This is a genomic window from Brevundimonas sp. AVps31 (assembly GCF_058681355.1).
Map to the genome: position 1 here is coordinate 1704264 of NZ_CM178736.1, position 20681 is coordinate 1724944.

Below are 20681 nucleotides of genomic sequence, written 5' to 3' on the forward strand. Positions count from 1 at the left end.
GCCCGGCGGCCCCGTCACGCTAAGACTGTGCCCATGAGCGACATCGACCCGAGTCTCGAAGGCCCCCCGTGGGACGAGGACGCCCCGGAAGGGGCGGTGGAAGAGCGCGATCCCAATACCGAGGACATGTTCGGCGCGCCGCCGGTGGCGCCCGATCCCGCGCAGGAAGTCGCCTTGGCCGAGGCCGCTTCAACCCCGCCCGCTGCCCATCAACCGCAGAAGTCCGCTCCGGCCCCGTCCGAGATTGCCGCCCACGAGGATGACGGCGCCGCCTATCAGGTGCTGGCGCGCAAATACCGGCCGCGCACCTTCGAGGACCTGATCGGGCAGGAGGCGATGGTGCGCACCCTGACCAACGCCTTCGCCACCGGCCGGATCGCCCACGCCTTCATGCTGACGGGGGTCCGCGGCGTCGGGAAGACCACGACCGCCCGCCTGCTGGCCCGGGCCCTGAACAACGAGACCGATGTCATCGACCGTCCGTCGCTGGAGCTGACGGCCCATGGCCGCCACGACGCCGCCATCATGGCCGGCCAGCATATGGACGTCATGGAGATGGACGCGGCGTCGCACACCGGCGTCAACGACATCCGCGACATCCTGGAGAGCGTCCGCTACGCCCCGGTCGAGGCGCGCTACAAGGTCTATGTCCTCGACGAGGTCCACATGCTGTCGACGCAGGCGTTCAACGCCCTGCTGAAGACGCTGGAAGAGCCGCCGCCCCACGCGAAATTCATCTTCGCCACCACCGAGATCCGCAAGGTCCCGGTGACCATCCTGTCGCGCTGCCAGCGTTTCGATCTGCGCCGCGTGGAGCCGGAAATTCTGGTCGAACACCTGGCCCGCGTCGCGGACCGCGAGGGGATGAAGGTCGAGAACGAAGCCCTGGCCCTGATCGCCCGCGCGGCGGAGGGCTCGGTCCGCGACGGCCTGTCCCTGCTGGATCAGGCCCTGGTGCAGGGCGAGCGCGGCGAGACGGTGAAGACCGAGGTCGTGCGCGACATGCTGGGTCTGGCCGACCGCACCCAGACCATCGCCCTGTTCGAGGCGATCATGGCCGGTCGCACGCCCGAGGCGCTGGAGCTGTTCCGCACCCTCTACGGCTACGGCGCCGATCCGGTGCAGGTGACCAACGACCTGCTGGAACACTGTCACGCCGCCTCGGTCGCCAAGATGCTGGGGCCGAACGCGACGCGCCTGCCTAACGACCAGGCGCAGAAGCTGGCGGCGCTGGGCGCGGTCATCTCGGCGGGCACCTTGGCGCGGGTGTGGCAGATGCTGCTCAAGGCGCTGGACGAGGTCCGGCGCGCGCCCAACCCCGCCGACGCGGTCGAGATGGCGATCGTCCGGCTGGCCTATGCCGCCGACCTGCCCGGCCCGGAGGAGGCGCTGAAGGCTTTGCGCGACGGCGAACCGCTGGGTGGCGGCGGTCCGGGTGCGGGCCAGCGCGTCGGGGGCGGTGGTGGTGGAGGCGCTTCGGCTCAGCTGGCCGCCCGGCCGGTGGCCGCGCCCGCTTTGCCGGACCCGCAGTCGTTCGAACAGGTGGTGGCCCTGATCGGCGAGAAGCGCGAGGTCGGCCTGCAGATGGACGTGCAGCGCTTCGTGCGCCCCGTGGCCTTCAAGCCCGGCGCCATCACCTATGAAAGCGTGCAGGGCGCGCCGATCGATCTGGCCCGCAAGCTGTCGTCCCGGCTCAAGGAGTGGACCGGCCGCACCTGGCTGATCGCGGCCAACGGCCAGGGCGGCGGTGAAACCGTCATCGAGATCGACCGTCGCAAACGCGCCGAGGAGCGCGCCGAGGTCGCGGCCGATCCCTTCGTGAAGGCCATCATGGAAGCCTTCCCGGGCGCCCGCATCGGTGAAATCCGCACGACGGCCGCGCCGGTGGAACTGCCGGTGATCCCCGACGAGGGGGATGAGGAAGACTGACAGAGGCAGTAGGCAGGTAGGCAGGTAGGCAGGTAGGCAATAGGCGCGGTTGCTCTCTCCCCGCCCGTCTGCGACCCTGCTGCCTGCTGCCTGCTGCCTGCTGCCTGCTGCCTGCTGCCTGCTGCCTGCTGCCTGCTGCCTGCTGCCTCACAGAATCTGCGACGCATCCTCGAAGCTGAGGCGCGGCGAGCGGGGGAAGAGGTTCTCGTCCGAGCCGTAGCCCAGGTTCATGATGAAGTTCGGCTCGACGTTGGAATTCGGGAAGAACCCGGCTTTCACGCCGGCCGGATCAAAGCCGGACATCGGGCCGACATCCAGACCGAGGGCGCGGGCCGCGAGGATCATATAGCCGCCCTGCAGCGAGGCATTACGGAAGGCGCTCTCCCGACGCATCGCCTCGTCGGCGAACCAGTCCTTCGCCCCCGGCGCGTGGGGGAACAGGGTTGGCAGGTGGTCGGGGAAGTCCAGGTCCTGGCCGATGATCACGGTCACGGGCGCCTGTGCCGTCTTGGCCTGGTTGCCTTCCGCCATCAGCGGCACGAGGCGCGCCTTGGCCTCGGGCGAGGTCACGAAGACGAAGCGGGCCGGGGTGTTGTTCACCGCCGTCGGGCCGAATTTGGTCAGGTCGTACAGCTTGCGCAGCAGCGCTTCCGGCACGGGACGGTCGGTCCAGCCGTTGCGGGTGCGGGCGTCTGTGAAAAGCTGGGCGAGGGCGGCGTCCGACAGCGGGGCGTCGCGGGTGGTTTGGGCGTCGAACGCCATGGGATGGTCCCTCCGGAAAACAAACTGCAACAGTATTGAGTGCTAAATAGGCGGAGGCGCAGGGCGCGCCAAGGGGTTCTGGCACATATTCTGTTACAGATCGGCGCGGGATGAGGAAACATCCCTCTGTTGCACGGCTGCCGAACCCCCTATCTAGGACTCATGAAAGACCTCAACGCCCTGATGCAACAGGCCCAGCAGATGCAGCAGCGTCTGCAGGAGGCCCAGGCCAAGATGGCCGAAACCGCCGCCTCCGGAACCTCCGGCGGCGGGCTCGTCACCGTGTCCCTCCGGGGGCCGGGAGACATCACTGCGGTAGCCATCGACGACAGTCTGATGGTCCCCGGCGAGGCGGAGATCCTCGCCGACCTGATCGTCGCCGCCCACGCCGACGCCAAGCGCAAGCTGGACGAGGTGAACTCCACCCTGATGCGCGAGGCCGCCGGACCGATGGCGGGCATGAACATCCCCGGGATGCCCAAGCTCTTCTGATGGGACTGGCCCTGCGGACCACCTGCCCCTGTTGCGGCTACCGCACCCTCGCAGAGGGCTGGGGCTCGTTCGAGGTCTGCGCCATCTGCTGGTGGGAAGACGACGGCGTGCAGCTGCGTAATCCCCTGCTGCGTGGCGGGGCCAATGCGGTCAGCCTGGCCGAGGGCCAGCTGTACTTCATCACCGCCGGCGTCAGCGATCCGCGCTTCACCGACCACGTCCGCGCGCCGACCGAGGATGAGGCCGATCCCGGCTGGCGGCCGCTCGATAACGGTCGCGATCTGCAGGGCGATGTTCCGGCTTCCGGCGCGCCCTACTGGCTGGAACGCTGATGGCTGCGTCCGCCGGACCTGAAATCGAGCGCCTGATCGCCCTGCTGGCCAAGCTGCCCGGCATGGGCCCGCGGTCGGCCCGTCGCGCCGCGCTGGCCCTGCTGAAGAAGCGCGAACAGTTGCTGGTCCCGCTTGCCGCCTCGCTGGCCGAGACGGCGGAGAAGGTCTCGTCCTGCAGCGTCTGCGGCGCGCCCGATACCCGAAACCCGTGCTCGATCTGTTCGGACGGCAGCCGCGACAACGGCCTAATCTGCGTGGTCGAGGAGGCCGGCGCCCTGTGGGCCATGGAGCGCTCTGGCGCCTTCCGCGGCAAATATCATGTGCTGGGCGGCCTGCTGTCGGCGCTGGACGGCGTCGGTCCTGACGCTCTCCGCGTCGCCGAACTGGTCGGGCGCGTGAAGGGCGGCGAGGCGAAGGAGGTCGTGCTGGCCCTGCCCGCTACTGTCGACGGCCAGACCACCGCCCACTACATCGCCGAACGTCTGTCGGGCGGCGAGGTCGAGATCACCAGCCTGGCCCGCGGCGTCCCCGTCGGCGGCGAACTCGACTGGCTGGACGACGGCACCATCGTCCAGGCGCTCAGGGCGCGGCGCCCGGCCTGACCCCGCTTTCCCGTGTTTGAATACATCGTCGCATGACGCAACAACCGTCGATGGCCGCTTGAAGCGCGCGCCCAAACAGGCTCCAGTGTCCGGGCTTGGGGGAGTGGGCGTATGAAGGTGGTTCTGGTTCTGGCGGCAGGCATCTGCGCCCTGGTGCTCGGTTTCATCGTTCTGATCCGTTACGCGGTCCCCCTGATCCTCGAAGCCCATTTCGCCGGCAGTCTGATCACCGCCTCGGTGGTCGGGATCGGCGGGATTCTGATTCTCGTCTGGGCCGGGTGGCGGCTCTGGCGCTGGGCGGCTGACCGCCTCAGAGACAATGGAGACGCCCTGTGACCAATGCGTTCGGCAATATCTCCCGCCTCCCCACGGGCGGCGGCTCGCGGATGGGGCGCACCATCGGCATGGTGGTGCTGATCCTCCTCCTGATCGTCGTCGGCATCGGCACCGTCTCGTCTTGCAGCGTCACGGTCGAGAGCGGCTATATGGGCATCAAGACCACGAAATTCGGTCCCAACCCCGGCGTCCAGCGCAACGAACTCGGGCCGGGCTTCCACTGGGAAGGCATCGGCGAGAAGATCCGCACCTACCAGACGCTCCAGCGCACCTACAGCTACACCCGTGAGCCCAACTCCGACGGGCGCGAGAACGAGGAGATCACCTTCTCCGATGTGCTGGGCCTGCCCATGACCGCCGACGTGGCCCTGACCTTCCGGGTCCGCGAGGACAAGGCCGCCGACCTCTATGCGACGTGGCGGCAGGAGTACGACGCCTTCATCGATGGTCCGCTGCGCACCTCGGTGCGCGCCGCCATCGCCCGCGAGACGGAAAAGCTGCCGGTCGCCTGTAATGCCCAGCAGTCGGCCCAGCCGGAGACGCAGCCCGTGGCCGTGGCGGGCGCCCAGCCGATCACCGTCGGCACGCCGGACGGCGACGACTGCCCGGGCCAACTGATCGGCCCCGGTCGCCAGATCGTGCTGCAGAAGGCCATGCAAGCGCTCCAGCGGGAATGGAGCCCGCAGGGTCTCGAGATCATCCGTATGGAGTGGGTCGGTTCCATCCGTTACCCGGAAAGCGTTCTGGCCGCGATCCAGTCGCGCACAACCGCCGAACAGAACACCCGCGCCGCGCTGGAACGCGTGAACCTCGAACGCGCCAACGCGGAGGCCCGCATCGCCCAGGCCCGCGGTCAGGCCGAGGCCAACCGTCTGTTGGCCGAGTCCATCCGCTCCAACCCCGAGGTGGTGCGTCTGCGCGAGATCGAGCGCACGCTCGGCATCTGTCCGCTCAGCGCCGACACCTGCGTGGTCGGCTCGGACATTAATGTGTCGGCCATGATCGCGGCGCGCGACGGCGCGGCGGCGAACTCCCGCTGATCCCCTCGCTGACGATCGATGACGGCGGCCCCTTCACCGAGCCGCCGTCTCTCCTTGCCTACGTCCAGAAATGACGGAGGGGTGGTCCAGACCGGCGCGATGACGCGTGTGGGCCGCTTTGCCCCCCCCCCGCCTCCCCCGACGAAATGTCCGCGAAAGTGCATTCAGGAACACATTTGAGCGCACATCCCGGCGCCTCGACTGGCTTCGCCCTGTCCGCCGCCGCCGACTCCCGCTAAGGAACGGAGCATGAACGCCTCGCTCGTCGCCGCCCTCGCCGCCGCCCTCATCGCCGTCATCGCCCTGGCATGGGCGCTCATGGAGCGTCGACGCGCCGCCGCCGCCGATGAGCGGGCCTGGGACCTGTCCCAACGCTTCGCCGCCACCGAAGCCCGGCTGCACATGGCCGAGGACGCCGCCGCGACCCAGACCGAACTTCTGCGCGCCCAGGCCGCCCAGTCGGCCCAGACCGCCGCCGAGGAGATGCTGAAGCGGACCGACGAGACCTTCCGCAACCGCGAGCTGATGTCCCAGCAGCGCATGGAGGCCCAGCTCAAGCCGGTCGCCGACACCTTGAGACTCTTCCAGGAGCACGTCGCCGCTCTGGAGAAGACCCGTAACGAGGAGACCGGCGGGCTCAAGGAGCAACTGGCCCAGTTGATGACCGCCTCCACCGCCACCCGCGACGAGGCGCGCAAGCTGACCGAGGCCCTGCGCGGCAACACCGGCCGGCGCGGCCGCTGGGGCGAGCAGACCTGCCGCAATGTGCTGGAAGCCGCCGGCATGGCCGGGCGCTTCGACTTCGAGGAGCAGAACTCCTCGGCCAATGACGAAGGGCGTCACCAGCGGCCGGACTTTATCGTTCGCCTGCCCGGCGGCGGCATGTTCGTCATCGACGCCAAGGTGCCGCTGGCCTTTGACGACAGCGCCGATCAGGGCGACGAGGAGAGCCGCGCCCACGCCCGCTCGGTCCGGATCGCCGCCAGCCTGAAGACCCATATGCGCCAGCTGGCCTCCAAGGCCTATCAGGACCAGTTCAAGCCCAGCCCGGACTTCGTCGCCCTGTTCGTGCCCGGCGACGCCTTCCTGTCCGCCGCCCTGGATCACGAACCCGAGCTGATGACCCAGGCCATGGCCTCACGCGTGGTCATCGTCACGCCCACCACCCTGTTCGCCCTGTGCAAGGCGGTCGCCTACGGCTGGCGCGCCGAGGAGCAGGCGAAGAACGCCGAGGATGTCGCGAAGCTGGGCAAGGAGCTCTACAAGCGGCTGTCGGTGATGGGCGGCCACGCCGCCGCCGTCGGCCGCGCGCTCGACACCGCCGTCGGCAAGTACAACCAGTTCGTCGGCTCGCTGGAAAGCCAGGTCATGGTCTCGGCCCGCCGTTTCGAGGACCTGCAGGTCGATCACGAGGGCAAGGACATCCCGGAACTGCCGCCGATCGAGCAATCTCCGCGCACCCTCAGCCGCCCCGAGTTGACGGACAGCGCCCGACTGAGTCTCCCCGACAGCGTATAGGACAAGTCTTGGCGTCTATTTGACAAGCGCGCTTGACACCGCGAGCGGGTGTTGTAAAACACCCTTGTCAAACAGACGCGAGAGCTTGTCATGTCAAACGTCAAACCGAAGCGCCCGATCGCCGGGGCCAAGGCCTTCGCCGCGATCATGGGCCTGTCCCTCCTCGTGGGGGGCGTCGCCGGTATCGGCACGGGGGTCGCGAGCGAGCTGAACGGCCCTGCGGGGTTCGCTGTCACTCTCGGAATCACCTCTGTCGCCATGCTCGCCGCGCTCCTTCTGTGCCGGTGGTGGTGGGAGCGGATCGATGAGGCCGCCCGGGAGGCCCACAAATGGGCCTGGTGGTGGGGCGGCTGCACGGGCATGGCCGTCGGTGGAGCCCTCCTTCTGACCATCACCAGCCGGGAAGGGGAGCTGGATCTCGCCGGAATGGCGGCCGATCAGGCGCTGGCTTCCGGCATGCTCCTCATGCTGACCTGCCAGGTCGTCGGCTACGGCATCGCCTGGATCGTCTGGTGGGCGAAGCGTCGGTAAGGACACAGTCATGAACAACCGTCTCAAGGTCCTTCGCGCCGAGCGTAACTGGAGCCAGGCTGACCTGGCCGAGGCGCTGGGCGTCTCCCGCCAGACCGTCAACGCGCTCGAAACCGGTCGCTACGACCCCTCCCTGCCGCTCGCCTTCAAGATCGCCAAGGTCTTCGCGCAGCCCATCGAATCCATCTTCTCGGAATAGGAGCCAACGATGTCTGTCCTCTCCGCGTTTTCCAAACCGTCCTGGGCCCGCCGCGTCGGTCAGGGCGTGCTCTCCGGCGCGATCTTCGGCATCATCGGCTATGCCGTCGGCAAGGTCGCCGCCGACGCCTTCCCGGGCTTCACGCCGGACGGGATCGGCTTGCGCTGGGCTGATGTCATCGCCGCCGCCCTGGCCGCCCTTCTGCTCGTGGCGGGCATCGGTACGGCCCTGTCGTCGCTCAACCGCAAGGGCTTGGGCCAGATGCTGAAGCTTGAAGGCCCCGCCGGCGACAGCGAGGTCCGCGATGCCCGCATCCAGTCCGCCGTGCTCGGTCTGTCGGGGGTAATCATGGCCCTGCCGATGGCGCTGTCCGGCCTCGCCGTGCCGCCCTTCATCGCCCTCGGCGCGGTGGTGCTGCTGCTGGTCGTGCACACGGCCCTGAACCTGCAGCTCTTCCGCTCGGTCGACGAACTGTTCCGCCGCACGGTGGTGGAGGCGGGCGCGGCCACCTTCTGGCTCGGGCAGGGCCTGCTCTTCCTGTGGGCCGCCGCCGAACGCCTCGCCGCCGCCCCGCCGATCACCGCCTGGGACGTCTATGTCGTCCTGATGGGCGTCTACCTCATGGTGTCGATGGTCGTGACCATCCGCCGTGGCCTCGCCTGACCCTTCCATCTCCTCACATCGTTGCCCGGAGCCCTCGCTGATGACGCTCGTCGCCCGCCTGAAGTCCACCGCCGCCGCCCTCGGCCTGATCGCCGCCGTCGCCTTCCAGCCGGCGCCGGCCCTGGCCCAGGCCAGCCCTGCCGCCCCCGCGCGCGCCGCCGCCGTCGCCCCGGCCCTCGCGCCTGACGGCGGGCCCGGCCTGTGGGTCATCCGCGACGCGGACTCGACCCTCTATCTTTACGGCACAGTCCACGTCCTGCGGCCCCAGACCGTCTGGCGCTGGGGCGATGTGGAGCGCGCCTTCGACAGCGCCGACCAGATCTGGTTCGAGATTTCCAACCCTGACGATCAGGCCGCCATGGTTCCGCTGATCCAGCAGTACGGGGTCTCGCCCGACCGCCCCCTGAACACCCTGCTGACTGCGGCCGAGAACACCGAGCTGACCGAGGCGGCCAACGCCATCAACGTGCCGCCCGCCCAGATGAATGTTTTTCGCCCGTGGCTGGCCGGCCTGACCCTGTCGGTCGCGCCGCTGGTCAAGGCGGGGTATGACCCGCAGTCCGGGGTCGAGCTGTCGCTGAAGGCCCGCGCCCAGGCGGCGGGCAAGCCGATCCATGGCTTCGAGACCATCGACGAACAGGTCCGCATCCTCGCCAACCTGCCCGAGGCCGAGCAGCTTCAGTTCCTGCGGAGCGTGCTGGAGGGCTATGAGGACGCCACGACCGAGCTGGACGGACTGGTCACGTCCTGGTCGGAAGGCGATGTGCGCGCCGTCGAACGTCTGGGCGTCACCGAGATGCGGCGCGAGAGCCCGGCCATCTATCGCGCCATGCTGACCGACCGGAACACCAACTGGGCCGGCCAGATCCAGACGCTGCTGAATGGCGAAGGCACCGCCTTCATCGCCGTCGGCGCGGCCCACCTCGTCGGGCCGGACAGCGTCCAGAACATCCTCGCCCGTCGCGGCGTGCGGGCGGTCCGCATTCACTAGGGGAGGCGGCTGGAGCGGGCGGCGGGAATCGAACCCGCACGAAAAGCTTGGGAAGCTTTCAGGCTACCACTACATCACGCCCGCGGAGCCGTCCCTGCCTTAGGGCCAACGGCTTCAGACCTCAAGACGGGACGGCTCGAAAGGGCCGTCCCGCTTTCGTTTGTGGTCAAGCTGGCCGGGCAGCGCCCCATCCCCATCTCCGTCCCATGAAACTTTTCACCATCGGATATGAGGGCGAGCCGCAGGCGGCCGTGATCGACAGGCTGAAGGCGTCGGGCGTCGAGGTGCTGGTCGATGTGCGGGCCGTGGCGGCGTCGCGACGCGCGGGCTTCTCGAAGACCATTCTCGGGACGAGCCTGCGCGAGGCCGGGATCGACTACGTCCACCTGCGTCCGCTGGGCACGCCCAAGGCCGGGCGGGAGGCGGCGAAGAAGGGCCGGATCGGCGAGATGCGCGAAATCTTCGCCGGCCATATGGCCGAGCCGACGTCTGAGGCGGCGTTCCAGCAGCTGCGAGCGCTGGCGGCGGAGAAGAAGACCGCCCTGCTGTGCTTCGAGGCGGACCACGCCGGGTGCCATCGTGCGGTGTTGGCCGAGCGGCTGGCCGGCGATGACGGGTTCGAGGTGGTGAACCTCTAGGTCGAACTGAAAAGGGGACGCCGCTGCCGGCGTCCCCTTTCCTGTGGCTCTCAGGCCGCGGCCTTCTTGCCTTCGAAATTGCCGTAGAAGGTCTCACCCTTGGCGGCCATGTCGCGCAGGAATTGCGGGACCTTGAAGCGGTCGCCGTAACGTTCGGCGAACTCGTCCGCCCTGGCCACGAAGGCCTTCAGGCCGGTCTGGTCGATGAAGGTGATCGGCCCGCCGGTCCAGGGCGCGAAACCCCAGGCCAGGATGGCGCCGACGTCGGCCTCGCGCGGGTCGCTGATGACGCCCTCGTCCCAGCATTTCGCGACTTCGACGGCCTGACGGTACAGCAGGCGTTCCTTCTGGTCGGCGACCAGTTCGGGCGTCGAATCGTTGATCTTCACAGGAGCGAGATCGGACAGGCCGGACCACAGCTTCTTGGGCTTGGTCTCGTAGTCGTAGAAGCCCTTGCCGTTCTTGCGGCCATAGCGGCCCAGGTCCTCGACCATCTTGCGGACGATCTCGGCGCCCTGCAGCGGCACATAGGCGTCGCCCAGGTCGAGAGCGGTCTGTTTGGCCACCTTGATCGACAGGTCCAGCGCGACGTCGTCGTGCATTTCCAGCGGGCCGCGCGGCATGCCGGTCATGCGGCCGATGTTGTCGACCAGGGCCGGGGCATAGCCCTCCTCCAGCATGGCCAGACCTTCGGCGACGTAGGTGGCGAAGCAGCGCGAGGTGTAGAAGCCGCGGCCGTCGTTGACGACGATCGGGGTCTTCTTGATCTTCAGGATGTAGTCCAGCGACTTGGCGATCGCCGCCTCACCGGTCTTCTCACCCAGGATGACCTCGACCAGCATCATCTTGTCGACCGGCGAGAAGAAGTGGATGCCGATGAAGTCCTCGGGACGCACGCTCGCCTCGGACAGGCCGGTGATCGGCAGGGTCGAGGTGTTGGAGCCGAAGACGGCGCCCGGCGCGAGTTGAGCTTCGGCGCGCCTGGTCACCTCGGCCTTGATCTCGCGGTTCTCGAACACGGCCTCGATGACCAGGTCGGAACCCTTGATCAGATCATAGTCGGTGGTCGCCGTGACCGAGGCCAGCAAGGCGTCGAACTTCTCCTGATTGATCGCGCCGCGCGACAGGCGCTTCTTCAGCAGCTCCTCGACATGGGCCTTGCCCTTGTCGGCGGCTTCCTGCGTCTGGTCGATCAGGATGGTCTCGATGCCCGCCAGCGCCTGCACATAGGCGATGCCCGCGCCCATCATGCCGGCGCCGAGGACGGTGACCTTCTTGGGGTCCGACTTCGGAACGCCCGCCGGGCGAACGGCGCCCTTGTCCAGCTCCTGCTTGCTGAGGAACAGCGAGCGGATCATGGCCTGGGCCTGCGGCGTCATCAGGGTCTTGATGAAATAGCGGGTCTCGATCCGCAGGGCCGCGTCCATCGGGACCTGAACGCCCTCATAGACGGCCTTCATCAGGTTCAGCACGGCCGGGTAGTTGCCGTAGGACTGCTTGCGCAGCATGGCGTTGCCGACGATGAAGGTCTGCACGCCCGCCGGGTGGTAGGGGCCGCCGCCGGGCAGTTTGAACGACTTGTCGTCCCACGGCTGGGTGGCCTTGCCGCCGCCCTTGATCCACGCCTTGGCCGCCTCGACCTCGGTTCCTTTCGCCACGACTTCGTGCACCACGCCGGCGCCCTTGGCGTCGTTCGGACGCCACGGCTTGCCTTCGCTCATCGCCATCAGGGCGGCCTGCACGCCGATCAGGCGCGTCAGGCGCTGGGTGCCGCCGCCGCCGGGGAAGAGGCCGACCTTGATCTCGGGCAGACCGAGCTGGATCTTCGAGTCATCGGCCACCACACGGTAGTGGCAGGCCAGCGTCAGCTCGAGGCCGCCGCCCAGCGCCAGGCCGTTGATGGCCGCGGCCACCGGCTTGCCGCAGGTTTCCAGGGCGCGCAGGGCGCCGTTCATCTTCCAGCCCGCGTCGAAGGCGTCCTGCAGGCTGGTCCCGCCGATCATGCCGCCGGCGATGTCGCCTAGGTCGGCGCCGGCGCAGAAGCCGCTCGCCTTGCCCGAGGTCAGGACCGCGCCCTTGATGGCGTCATCCGTCTTGATGCGTTCGACCCACTGCGGGATCTCGTTCATCACCGAACCGGTCAGGGTGTTCATCGAGCGTCCCGGGACGTCGAAGGTGATCAGGGCGATGCCGTCGGCATCCACGTCGATCTTGAAGTTTTCCATGGTCATATTCCCTCGGATCAGACGCGTTCGATGACGGTGGCGGTGCCCATGCCGCCGCCGATGCACAGGGTGATCAGGGCGGTTTCCTTGTTCGAGCGCTCCAGCTCGTCCAGGGCGATGCCGGTGATCATGGCGCCGGTGGCGCCGAGCGGGTGGCCCATCGAGATGCCGCCGCCGTTCACATTGATCTTGTCGTGCGGGATGTTCAGCGCCTGCATGTAGCGCAGGACCACGGCGGCGAAGGCCTCGTTCAGCTCCCACACGTCGATGTCGGCCGTGGTCATGCCCAGCTTGCCCAGCAGCTTGTTGGTCACGAACTCCGGACCCGTCAGCATGATGGAGGGCTCCGAACCGATGGAGGCGGCGCCCTTGATGCGGGCGCGCGGCTTCAGGCCCAGGGCCTTGCCGGCTTCCAGCGAACCGATCAGCACGCCGGCCGAGCCGTCGACGATGCCCGACGAGTTGCCGGGGGTGTGCACGTGGTTGACGCGCTCGACCTCGGGGTAGCGCTGGTTGATCACGGCGTCGAAGGCGAACTCGCCCATCTGGGCGAAGGACGGGTTCAGCGCGCCCAGCGTCTGCATGTCGGCGTTGGGACGGATGGTCTCGTCATGGTCGAGGCGGACCAGACCCAGCTGGTCCTTGACCGGGATGACCGAGCCCTTGAAGCGGCCCTCGGCCCAGCTGCGGGCGGCGCGCTTGTGGCTTTCGACCGAATAGGCGTCCACGTCGTCGCGGCTGAAGCCGTATTTCGACGCGATCATGTCGGCCGAGACGCCCTGCGGCACGAAATAGGTCGGGAAGGCCGAGGTCGGGTCGATCGGCCAAGCGCCGCCGTCCGAACCCATGGCCACGCGGCTCATGGCCTCGATGCCGCCGCCGACGGCGAAGTCGGCCTCACCGGCCTTCACCTTGGCCGCCGCCATGTTCACGGCTTCGAGGCCCGAAGCGCAGAAGCGGTTGATCTGCACGCCGGCCACCGTTTGCGCCCAGCCGGCGCTGAGAACGGCGGTGCGGGCGATGTCCGAGCCCTGCTCGCCCACCGGCGAGACGCAGCCCAGGATCACGTCGTCCACCTTCGAGGTGTCCAGCCCGTTGCGGTCCCGCAGGGCTTCCAGCACCTGGGTCGCCAGCGACAGGGCGGTGATCTCGTGCAGCGAGCCGTCCTTCTTGCCCTTGCCGCGCGGGGTGCGCACGGCGTCGTAGATATAGGCCTCGGCCATGGAAGGTCTCTTTCTTGGGTCCCCTGTCGCTCGGCGCGCGGCGCCTTTGCATTAGGGGAGGGTGCGGAATTGAAACTTGGGCGTCAGAAAGCGTACGTTTACGTCAACGTCAAGTATGGACGTGGTCACGTCTCCGAAAGGGGTGGATGACCCATTGATCGCATAATGCGGGATCGGCTCACCCGTCCGCGTGGCAGACCGCCTCCACATTGAACCCGTCAGGATCGAAGACGAAGGCGGCGTAATAGCTCGGGCCATAGTCCGGGCGCAGGCCGGGCGGGCCATGGTCGCGCCCGCCCGCCGCCAGCGCCGCCGCGTGGAAGGCGTAGACCTGATCCCGCGTCGTGGCGCGGAAGGCCACGTGGTTGGCCTCGCCGGGGCGATCCTTGTCGGCGATGACGAAGTCGACCTGACCCTTCACCCCGAACATGACGACGGTAGACCCGCCCTCCTCTATCACCTGAACGACAGCATAGCCGAGCGGGGCCAAGGCCCGTTCGTAGAAGGCGCGGGAGCGAGTGATGTCGGTGACGTCGAGGCCGATGTGGTCGAGCATGGCGCGAACTCCCTCTGTCCGGCGTTACAACGCGCGAAAGCGGCCGTTGTGTCGGCTCTCCGACGCCCAAACGGCCGAAATCCAGCGAACGACTCTCAGCTGGCCACGCGTCGGGAACGTGGACTGTCGCTCCGGCTTACGGCCCCGAAGCCATTGCCAAGGAGGACTACCATGGCCCAGACCTACGAACAGATGGACGCCGTCGCGATGCTGAAGGCCGACCACCGCAAGGTGGAGGAAATCTTCGAGGCGTTCGAGAAGGCGACCAGCCGTGACCGCAAGCAGAAGCTGGCCGAGCAGGCCTGTCTCGAGCTGAAGGTCCACACCACCATCGAGGAGGAGATCTTCTACCCGGCCTGCCGCGGCCGGATCGAGGACGACCTGCTGGACGAGAGCTATGTCGAGCACGACTCGGCCAAGACCCTGATCAACGAGATCGAGGCCGGCAGCCCGGACGAGGACTTCTACGACGCCAAGGTCAAGGTGCTGTCCGAGATGATCGAGCATCACGTCAAGGAAGAGGAACAGCGCGTCGAGGGCATGTTCAGCCAGGCGCGCGACGCCGGTCTGGACATGGACGATCTGGCGGACCGCATGCGGGCCCGAAAGATGACGGCCATGGAAGAGTTCCAGGCCGGCAAACCCGCTGAAACCCGCGTCATGCACGGCGATGACGTCGAAAGCGCGATGACCGACGAACCGATGGACGGCCAGGGCGTGCCGCTGGAAGGTCGCCGCTAGGCGGAACGGGAAGGGGCGGCGTACGCTTTGATCGGTTCGATCTGACCGGAGCGCCCATGCGCCGCCTCGCCTGCCTCGCTAGTCTGACCCTGTCGCTCGCCACCCCCGCGATGGCCGCGCAAGACCCTGTGCTGTTTCAGCAGGCGGACCCCCGCGCGCGCCCGCTGGAGCCGATCGCGCCGCCGGTGGACTCGCGGCCGTCAACCGAGGTCGAGGGGCGCCTCCTGATGGCGCATAACCGGGAACGGGCGCGCCACCGCGTCGCGCCCCTGATCTGGGACGACGCGCTGGAAGCCGAGGCGCGGGTCTGGGCCCGGCATCTGCTGGACAGTGGAACCTTCGCCCACGACCCGTCCCCGCACGGGCACGGAGAGAACCTCTGGATGGGCTGGGGCGGTCGCGTCTTCACGCCCGAGGACATGGTCGGAGACTGGATCGAGGAGAAGCGGCTGTATCGTCACCGGATTTTCCCGGACGTCAGCCGACACGGCGACTGGACGGCGGTCGGCCACTACACCCAGCTGGTCTGGAGCCGCACCACCCACGTCGGCTGCGCCGTCGTCAGCCGGGGGGATCGCTCGGTGCTGGCCTGCCGCTACAATCCGCCGGGCAATATCGACGGGTTCAGGGCCTACTGAAGAGTGGTTAGTGGCTAGTGGTTAGTGACTGGCCGCCAGTCTGCTCCGGCACGGTCCGCGCCGCCCTTCCGCAACCAGCGAATGCGCGCACACTAGCCACTAGCCACTAGCCACTAGCCACTAGTTACCAGCCACGCCTCAGCTCACGTATCCCGCCTGCATCAGCTCGGCGATGTGGACGATGGCGGCGGGACGGTCGTCCTCGACAATCAGCAATGTGGCGATCTTGTTCTGGGTCATCAGGTCGATGGCGTCGCTCATGCGCGCGCTGGGGTCGATGACCTTGGGCCGGGGGCTCATGACATCGGCCGCCGTCAGGCCGGTCAGCTCGCCGCGCGCGAAGGCGCGCCGGATGTCGCCGTCGGTGACGATCCCGGCCAGGGTCCCGTCGGCGTTGACCACGGCGGCGGCGCCCTTGCGGCCTTCGGTGATGGCGGAGACGACCTCGGCGAAGGTCGCGGTCAGGGGCACGGTGGCCGGCGCGGGCGGTCGGTCGCCCATCCAGTCGCGCACGCTCTGCAGGCTCATGCCCAGCTTGCCGCCCGGATGGTGCAGGCCGAAGTCCTCGGCGGTGAAGCCGCGGCGCTCGGTCAGGACCATGGCCAGAGCATCGCCCATCGCCAGGGTCATCAAGGTCGAGGTGGTCGGGGCCAAGCCGTCCGGATGCGCTTCCGGCGCATTCGGCAGGGTCAGGCAGACGGCTGACGATCGTCCGAGGAAGCTGTTCGGGCGCTGGGTGATGCCGATGACGGGAATGCCCTCACGCTGGCAATAGATCAGCGGATCGCGCAGTTCGCGGCTTTCGCCCGAGTTGGAAATGGCCAGCAGGGTCACATCCTTGCGCAACATGCCGAGGTCGCCGTGGCTCATCTCGGCCGGGTGGACGAAGAAGGCGTTGGTGCCCGTGGACGCCAGGGTGGCGGCGATCTTGCCGCCGATGTGGCCCGACTTGCCCATGCCGGTGACGACCAGATAGCCGGGCCGCGCCAGAATGATCTCGACCGCCCTGGCCAGGCTGTCGTCGATGGCCGCTTCCAGCTGCTGCAGGGCGGAGACGTTCAGGGCGATCACCTCACGGGCGCGAGCGACCATGGCGGCGTGATCGGCGGGCAGGGCAGGTTCGGTCATGGCGGGGAATTGACCCATCCGGGCGCGTTTCACAATCGTCGCCGCAGACCGATGTTTGCTGCACCTGCGAAATAAAAGGCCAAGCTGGGCGAAACCCTTCGGCTTCGCGGCCGTTAAGACCGCCATGGGGACGTCTGACCTGACTCTCGACGCCGTGAATGCGGCGGTCGAAACCTTCCCGCGTTTGCCCGCGCCGCCGGCGCGGCTGGACCGGATCGCTCTTTTCCTGGATCTGGATGGCGTATTGGCCGAACTGGCCGAGACGCCCGACGCCGTCGTTCCCGAGCCGCGGCGGACCGCTGTCCTTCGCGCGCTGGCGCCCAGACTGGGCGGGCGTGTCGCGATCATCAGTGGTCGGACCATCGCCGAGATCGACCGGATTTCCGACGATAGCATGGCCTCGGCCTCTGGCGTGCACGGGCTGGAACGCCGTCGGGCCGACGGCGCCTTCCTGCGCGCCGAGGCGTCGGAGAGTGTGCGCAACGCCGTCGCCGCCTTCGAGGAATTCGCCCGCACCCGCCCCGGCGTGGTGGTCGAGGACAAGGCTGTCGCCGCCGGCCTGCATTACCGCGGCGCGCCCGAGGCGGCCCGGGACGCCGAGGCCCTGACCCGCCGTCTGGCGGCCGAGACGGGACTGTCGCTGCAGCCCGGTCACATGGTCATTGAGCTGAAGACGCCGGGAGCCAGCAAGGGAACGGCGCTGAAGGCCTTCATGGACGAGGCCCCGTTCGCGGGCGCCGTTCCGGTCATGCTGGGCGATGATCTGACGGATGAGGACGGCTTCCGCGCCGCGACCGAACTGGGCGGCTTCGGCGTGCTGGTCGGGCCGCCGCGCGAGACCGCCGCCCGCTACGGCCTGCCGGGCGTGATGGCGGTGCTGGATTGGCTTGAACTGCTGGAGGCGGACGCATGACCCAACCGGATCTGGACCTCGCCCCCGTCGGCAACTGCTCCATCAGCGCCCTGATTGATCGCCGCGGGCGCTATGTCTGGGCCTGCGCCCCGCGCGTGGACGGCGACCCGGTGTTCTCGGCCCTGATGGACGGCAATGACCCCGGGCACGGCTTCTGGGACATCGAGCTTGAGGGCCAGACGCGGGTCGATCAGGCCTATATCCGCAACACGCCGGTGCTTCGGACCGTGCTGACGGCGGAAGATGGCGCGTCGGTCGAAATCATCGACTTCGCCCCGCGCCATCCCAAGCACAGCCGTACCTATCGTCCCCTGGCCTTCGGCCGTATCGTCCGTCCGCTGGAGGGTTCGCCCCGGATCAAGGTGCGCCTGCGCCCCTCCGCCGACTGGGGCGCGCGCCCGGCGGAGCGGACCAACGGCTCCAACCACATCCGCTATCTGTGCACGGACGTCATCCTGCGGCTGACGACGGATTGTCCGGTGTCGCACATCCTGAACGAACGCACCTTCCGGTTGGAAAAGGCCCACGCCTTCTTCCTCGGCCCGGATGAAGGCTATGACCAGGACGTCGGTCCCGGGGTGGCGGCGGCGCTGGATCGCACCGTGGCCTACTGGCAGGACTGGGTGCGCAAGCTGTACCTGCCGCTGGATTATCAGGAGGCGGTGATCCGCGCCGCGATCACCCTGAAGCTCTGCGCCTATGAGGAGACGGGGGCCATCGTCGCGGCCCTGACGACTTCGGTGCCCGAATTCCCCGAGAGCGGGCGCAACTGGGATTACCGCTACTGCTGGATCCGCGACGCCTATTATGTGGTGCGGGCGCTGAACCGGCTGGGCGCGGTGGACCTGCTGGAGAACTACCTCGGCTATCTGCGCAATCTGGTCGACCAGTCTGCGGGCGGGCATGTTCAGCCGGTCTATGGCGTTGGTCTGGAAGAGGACATCGACGAGCGGATCACCGAGACGGTCGCTGGCTATCGCGGGATGAAGCCCGTGCGCGTCGGCAATCAGGCGCGCGAGCATCTGCAGCACGACGTCTACGGACAGATCGTTCTGCCGCTGGTGCAGGCCTTCTATGACCAGCGCCTGCTGCGACCCGGTACGATCGAGGATTTCCATGCGCTGGAGAAGGTCGGCGAGCGCGCCTTCGCCATGCATGATCAGGTCGATGCCGGCCTGTGGGAGTTCCGGACCATCGCCCGGGTGCACACCTATTCGTCGGTGATGTGCTGGGCCGCCTGTGACCGCCTGGCCAAGGCTGCGGACCATCTCCGCCTGAAGGACCGGTCGGCCGTCTGGCGGGAGCGGGCCGAAGTGATCCGGGAGCGGATCGAGAAGGAAGCCTTCCTGCCTGACGAAGGCCGGTTCGCCGCCAGCTTCGGCAACCGCGAGCTGGACGCCAGCCTGCTGCAGATGACCGATCTGGGCTTCCTGGACGCCATGGACCCGCGTCAGGTCGCCACCTTCGACGCCATCGAACGCGACCTGAAGAAGGGCCCCTACCTGTTCCGCTATGTGGAGCCGGACGATTTCGGCGAGCCGGAGACGGCGTTCAACTTCTGCACCTTCTGGTTCATCGAGGCCCTGCACCAGAACGGCCGCACCGACGAGGCGCGGGAAATCTTCGAACAGATGTTGAGCCGCCGGACCCACGCCGGCCTGTTGAGCGAGGACATTTCGCTGGGCGACGACGAGTTGTGGGGGAACTATCCGCAAACCTACTCGCTGGTCGGGATCATCAACTGCGCCGTGCTGCTGAGCCGTTCGTGGACGGATGTCCGGTGAGACTGTCCCATGAGTAGATTGATCGTCGTCTCCAATCGGGTCTCGGCCCCGAAAGACCCCGCCTCCGGCTCGGCGGGCGGCCTGGCCATGGCTCTCTCCGCGGCCCTGCGGAAATACGACGGTCTCTGGTTCGGCTGGTCGGGTGAAACCGTCGAACAGTTCACCGGCGAACTGCAGATCGAGGACCGCGCCGGCGTCACCGTCGCGCTGGTCGATCTCGAGGCCCAGGATGTCGACGAATATTACAACGGCTACGCCAACAAGACCCTGTGGCCGCTGTTCCACCACCGGACCGATCTGGCGGCCTACGAGCGGTCGTACGGCGAGGGCTATGAGCGGACCAACGCCCGGTTCGCCGATGTGCTGGCGCCGCTTATCGAGCCGGACGACGTCATCTGGATCCACGACTACCACATGATCCCGCTGGCCCGGGACCTGCGGCGGCGCGGGATCCGGAACCGGATCGGCTTCTTCCTGCATACGCCCTGGCCCGCGCGGCAGTTGCTGGTGACCCTGCCGCACCATCGGCGGCTGGTGGAGTCGATGTTCGACTACGACCTGATCGGCTTCCACACCCGCGAGTGGCTGGACCTGTTCCGCGACTATGTGGCGTCGGAGCCCAGTGTGAACGGCAAGCTGTTACCCAACGATGCGCTGGAGGCGTTCGGCAAGACCATCCAGACCGGGGTCTTCCCCATCGGCATCGATGTGGACGGCTTCCTGCAGGCGCGGAACTCGGTGTTCGGACGACGCACCTACGACCGGATGGCGGCGTCAGCGGCCTTCCGCTCGATGATGGTGGGCGTCGATCGTCTCGACTATTCCAAGGGACTGGAGGAGCGGCTGCTGGGCTATGAGCAGTTCCTGACGGACAACCCCGAAAAGCGCGGCGAGGTCTTCCTGCTGCAGGTCACGCCGATCAGCCGCGACGACGTCGACACCTATCAGGACATCCGGGCGCGGCTGGACGCCCTCGCGGGCCGGATCAACGGCGAGTTCGCCGACATGGACTGGCAGCCGATCCGCTACCTGAACCGGACCTACCGTCGGGACCAGCTTGCGGGCATCTATCGCGCTGCGCGGGTGGGGCTGGTGACGCCGCTTCGGGACGGGATGAACCTGGTGGCCAAGGAGTATGTGGCGGCCCAGAACCCGGACGACCCCGGCGTGCTGGTGCTGTCGCGCTTCGCCGGGGCCGCTGAACAGATGGGCGAGGCCCTGCTGGTCAATCCGTTCAGCCGCGAAGAGTTGTCCGACGCCATCAAGCGGGCGCTGGACATGCCGCTGGAGGAGCGCAAACGGAAATGGGCGGCGCTGATGCAGGTCGTGCGCGACACCGACGTCAGCGTCTGGCGGGACGACTTCGTCGGCTGCCTGCGCGCCATCGAGCGGCCCGCGAACGGCGATGGTGACAACGCCGCCGCCCACGCGGCCTGACGA

Annotated in this window: 22 protein-coding genes and 1 tRNA gene; 17 read left to right on the forward strand and 6 right to left on the reverse strand. The window is 67.9% G+C overall.

The window, feature by feature from the left end; translation table 11 throughout:
• Nucleotides 1-33 precede the first annotated feature (33 nt).
• Nucleotides 34-1929 carry a DNA polymerase III subunit gamma/tau gene (locus ACW174_RS08190; RefSeq protein ID WP_492017154.1) on the forward strand — a complete coding sequence of 632 codons (1896 nt, stop codon included), beginning with the start codon at nt 34-36 and terminating at the stop codon, nt 1927-1929.
• Nucleotides 1930-2076: 147 nt separating this feature from the next.
• Here the strand turns inward: ACW174_RS08190 and ACW174_RS08195 are convergent, their stop codons facing one another.
• Nucleotides 2077-2691 carry a malonic semialdehyde reductase gene (locus ACW174_RS08195; protein ID WP_492017155.1) on the reverse strand — a complete coding sequence of 205 codons (615 nt, stop codon included), beginning with the start codon at nt 2689-2691 and terminating at the stop codon, nt 2077-2079.
• A 162-nt stretch (nt 2692-2853) separates the two neighbouring features.
• Here ACW174_RS08195 and ACW174_RS08200 point away from each other — a divergent pair, with 162 nt between their 5' ends.
• The 10 genes from ACW174_RS08200 to ACW174_RS08245 all read left to right on the forward strand — a co-directional run bounded on the left by ACW174_RS08200 (nt 2854) and on the right by ACW174_RS08245 (nt 9395).
• Nucleotides 2854-3183 (forward strand): YbaB/EbfC family nucleoid-associated protein, encoded by a 330-nt coding sequence (locus ACW174_RS08200; protein WP_492017156.1) that lies wholly within the window; start codon nt 2854-2856, stop codon nt 3181-3183.
• Nucleotides 3183-3515, forward strand: a complete 333-nt coding sequence (locus tag ACW174_RS08205; RefSeq protein WP_492017157.1) for a CPCC family cysteine-rich protein — start codon at nt 3183-3185, stop codon at nt 3513-3515. Before ACW174_RS08200 ends, ACW174_RS08205 begins: the two co-directional genes overlap by 1 nt.
• Nucleotides 3515-4117, forward strand: coding sequence for a recombination mediator RecR (recR, locus tag ACW174_RS08210; protein ID WP_492017158.1), 603 nt, complete (start codon nt 3515-3517; stop codon nt 4115-4117). The genes ACW174_RS08205 and recR overlap by 1 nt, the downstream gene beginning before the upstream one ends.
• 111 nt (nt 4118-4228) lie before the next feature.
• Nucleotides 4229-4453, forward strand: coding sequence for a hypothetical protein (locus ACW174_RS08215; RefSeq protein ID WP_492017159.1), 225 nt, complete (start codon nt 4229-4231; stop codon nt 4451-4453).
• Nucleotides 4450-5493 carry an SPFH domain-containing protein gene (locus ACW174_RS08220; RefSeq protein WP_492017160.1) on the forward strand — a complete coding sequence of 348 codons (1044 nt, stop codon included), beginning with the start codon at nt 4450-4452 and terminating at the stop codon, nt 5491-5493. The genes ACW174_RS08215 and ACW174_RS08220 overlap by 4 nt, the downstream gene beginning before the upstream one ends.
• 249 nt (nt 5494-5742) lie before the next feature.
• Nucleotides 5743-7011, forward strand: coding sequence for a DNA recombination protein RmuC (locus tag ACW174_RS08225; RefSeq protein WP_492017161.1), 1269 nt, complete (start codon nt 5743-5745; stop codon nt 7009-7011).
• Between the two features lie 90 nt (nt 7012-7101).
• Complete coding sequence (locus tag ACW174_RS08230; RefSeq protein ID WP_492017162.1) at nt 7102-7542, forward strand: hypothetical protein; 441 nt, start codon at nt 7102-7104, stop codon at nt 7540-7542.
• Between the two features lie 10 nt (nt 7543-7552).
• Nucleotides 7553-7741, forward strand: coding sequence for a helix-turn-helix transcriptional regulator (locus ACW174_RS08235; protein ID WP_492017163.1), 189 nt, complete (start codon nt 7553-7555; stop codon nt 7739-7741).
• Between the two features lie 9 nt (nt 7742-7750).
• Entirely contained in the window at nt 7751-8404 is a 654-nt protein-coding gene (locus ACW174_RS08240) for a hypothetical protein (RefSeq protein WP_492017164.1), read from the forward strand.
• Between the two features lie 40 nt (nt 8405-8444).
• A complete protein-coding gene (locus ACW174_RS08245) occupies nt 8445-9395 on the forward strand; it encodes a TraB/GumN family protein (RefSeq protein WP_492017165.1) in 951 nt (316 codons plus the stop codon).
• Between the two features lie 10 nt (nt 9396-9405).
• On the opposite strand, the gene ACW174_RS08250 is transcribed toward ACW174_RS08245, so the two are convergent.
• Nucleotides 9406-9479, reverse strand: a tRNA-Gly gene (locus ACW174_RS08250).
• A gap of 122 nt (nt 9480-9601) precedes the next feature.
• Between ACW174_RS08250 and ACW174_RS08255 the strand changes: the two genes are divergently transcribed.
• Nucleotides 9602-10033, forward strand: coding sequence for a DUF488 domain-containing protein (locus ACW174_RS08255; protein WP_492017166.1), 432 nt, complete (start codon nt 9602-9604; stop codon nt 10031-10033).
• A 50-nt stretch (nt 10034-10083) separates the two neighbouring features.
• Here ACW174_RS08255 and ACW174_RS08260 read toward each other — a convergent pair whose 3' ends face one another.
• The 3 genes from ACW174_RS08260 to ACW174_RS08270 all read right to left on the reverse strand — a co-directional run bounded on the left by ACW174_RS08260 (nt 10084) and on the right by ACW174_RS08270 (nt 14037).
• Entirely contained in the window at nt 10084-12258 is a 2175-nt protein-coding gene (locus ACW174_RS08260; protein WP_492017167.1) for a 3-hydroxyacyl-CoA dehydrogenase NAD-binding domain-containing protein, read from the reverse strand.
• Nucleotides 12259-12275: 17 nt separating this feature from the next.
• Nucleotides 12276-13481, reverse strand: coding sequence for an acetyl-CoA C-acetyltransferase (locus ACW174_RS08265; protein ID WP_492017168.1), 1206 nt, complete (start codon nt 13479-13481; stop codon nt 12276-12278).
• Nucleotides 13482-13659: 178 nt separating this feature from the next.
• The gene (locus ACW174_RS08270) at nt 13660-14037 is read right to left on the reverse strand and encodes a VOC family protein (RefSeq protein ID WP_492017169.1); all 378 of its coding nucleotides are present in this window, start codon (nt 14035-14037) and stop codon (nt 13660-13662) included.
• 171 nt (nt 14038-14208) lie between these two features.
• Here ACW174_RS08270 and ACW174_RS08275 point away from each other — a divergent pair, with 171 nt between their 5' ends.
• Nucleotides 14209-14778, forward strand: a complete 570-nt coding sequence (locus ACW174_RS08275; protein WP_492017170.1) for a hemerythrin domain-containing protein — start codon at nt 14209-14211, stop codon at nt 14776-14778.
• Between the two features lie 56 nt (nt 14779-14834).
• Nucleotides 14835-15416 carry a CAP domain-containing protein gene (locus tag ACW174_RS08280; RefSeq protein ID WP_492017171.1) on the forward strand — a complete coding sequence of 194 codons (582 nt, stop codon included), beginning with the start codon at nt 14835-14837 and terminating at the stop codon, nt 15414-15416.
• Between the two features lie 138 nt (nt 15417-15554).
• Here the strand turns inward: ACW174_RS08280 and ACW174_RS08285 are convergent, their stop codons facing one another.
• On the reverse strand, nt 15555-16544 hold the full coding sequence (locus ACW174_RS08285) for a KpsF/GutQ family sugar-phosphate isomerase (RefSeq protein ID WP_492017172.1): 990 nt from the start codon (nt 16542-16544) through the stop codon (nt 15555-15557).
• A 124-nt stretch (nt 16545-16668) separates the two neighbouring features.
• Here ACW174_RS08285 and otsB point away from each other — a divergent pair, with 124 nt between their 5' ends.
• The 3 genes from otsB to ACW174_RS08300 are packed head-to-tail and all read left to right on the forward strand — an operon-like array spanning nt 16669 to nt 20678.
• Complete coding sequence (otsB, locus tag ACW174_RS08290) at nt 16669-17457, forward strand: trehalose-phosphatase (RefSeq protein WP_492017173.1); 789 nt, start codon at nt 16669-16671, stop codon at nt 17455-17457.
• On the forward strand, nt 17454-19241 hold the full coding sequence (locus ACW174_RS08295; RefSeq protein WP_492017174.1) for a glycoside hydrolase family 15 protein: 1788 nt from the start codon (nt 17454-17456) through the stop codon (nt 19239-19241). Before otsB ends, ACW174_RS08295 begins: the two co-directional genes overlap by 4 nt.
• 9 nt (nt 19242-19250) lie before the next feature.
• The gene (locus ACW174_RS08300) at nt 19251-20678 is read left to right on the forward strand and encodes an alpha,alpha-trehalose-phosphate synthase (UDP-forming) (protein WP_492017175.1); all 1428 of its coding nucleotides are present in this window, start codon (nt 19251-19253) and stop codon (nt 20676-20678) included.
• The last annotated feature ends 3 nt before the right edge of the window (nt 20679-20681 follow it).

Bases quoted from the DNA above. Each gene is read 5' to 3' on its own strand.
- ACW174_RS08245 (WP_492017165.1), top strand. From the start codon at position 8,445: ATGACGCTCGTCGCCCGCCTGAAGTCCACCGCCGCCGCCCTCGGCCTG.
- ACW174_RS08280 (WP_492017171.1), top strand. From the start codon at position 14,835: ATGCGCCGCCTCGCCTGCCTCGCTAGTCTGACCCTGTCGCTCGCCACC.
- ACW174_RS08190 (WP_492017154.1), top strand. From the start codon at position 34: ATGAGCGACATCGACCCGAGTCTCGAAGGCCCCCCGTGGGACGAGGAC.
- ACW174_RS08240 (WP_492017164.1), top strand. From the start codon at position 7,751: ATGTCTGTCCTCTCCGCGTTTTCCAAACCGTCCTGGGCCCGCCGCGTC.
- ACW174_RS08275 (WP_492017170.1), top strand. From the start codon at position 14,209: ATGGCCCAGACCTACGAACAGATGGACGCCGTCGCGATGCTGAAGGCC.
- ACW174_RS08200 (WP_492017156.1), top strand. From the start codon at position 2,854: ATGAAAGACCTCAACGCCCTGATGCAACAGGCCCAGCAGATGCAGCAG.
- ACW174_RS08225 (WP_492017161.1), top strand. From the start codon at position 5,743: ATGAACGCCTCGCTCGTCGCCGCCCTCGCCGCCGCCCTCATCGCCGTC.
- ACW174_RS08295 (WP_492017174.1), top strand. From the start codon at position 17,454: ATGACCCAACCGGATCTGGACCTCGCCCCCGTCGGCAACTGCTCCATC.
- ACW174_RS08205 (WP_492017157.1), top strand. From the start codon at position 3,183: ATGGGACTGGCCCTGCGGACCACCTGCCCCTGTTGCGGCTACCGCACC.
- ACW174_RS08260 (WP_492017167.1), bottom strand. From the start codon at position 12,258: ATGGAAAACTTCAAGATCGACGTGGATGCCGACGGCATCGCCCTGATC.
- ACW174_RS08255 (WP_492017166.1), top strand. From the start codon at position 9,602: ATGAAACTTTTCACCATCGGATATGAGGGCGAGCCGCAGGCGGCCGTG.
- ACW174_RS08285 (WP_492017172.1), bottom strand. From the start codon at position 16,544: ATGACCGAACCTGCCCTGCCCGCCGATCACGCCGCCATGGTCGCTCGC.
- otsB (WP_492017173.1), top strand. From the start codon at position 16,669: ATGGGGACGTCTGACCTGACTCTCGACGCCGTGAATGCGGCGGTCGAA.
- ACW174_RS08265 (WP_492017168.1), bottom strand. From the start codon at position 13,481: ATGGCCGAGGCCTATATCTACGACGCCGTGCGCACCCCGCGCGGCAAG.
- ACW174_RS08300 (WP_492017175.1), top strand. From the start codon at position 19,251: ATGAGTAGATTGATCGTCGTCTCCAATCGGGTCTCGGCCCCGAAAGAC.
- ACW174_RS08195 (WP_492017155.1), bottom strand. From the start codon at position 2,691: ATGGCGTTCGACGCCCAAACCACCCGCGACGCCCCGCTGTCGGACGCC.
- ACW174_RS08215 (WP_492017159.1), top strand. From the start codon at position 4,229: ATGAAGGTGGTTCTGGTTCTGGCGGCAGGCATCTGCGCCCTGGTGCTC.
- ACW174_RS08235 (WP_492017163.1), top strand. From the start codon at position 7,553: ATGAACAACCGTCTCAAGGTCCTTCGCGCCGAGCGTAACTGGAGCCAG.
- ACW174_RS08230 (WP_492017162.1), top strand. From the start codon at position 7,102: ATGTCAAACGTCAAACCGAAGCGCCCGATCGCCGGGGCCAAGGCCTTC.
- recR (WP_492017158.1), top strand. From the start codon at position 3,515: ATGGCTGCGTCCGCCGGACCTGAAATCGAGCGCCTGATCGCCCTGCTG.
- ACW174_RS08270 (WP_492017169.1), bottom strand. From the start codon at position 14,037: ATGCTCGACCACATCGGCCTCGACGTCACCGACATCACTCGCTCCCGC.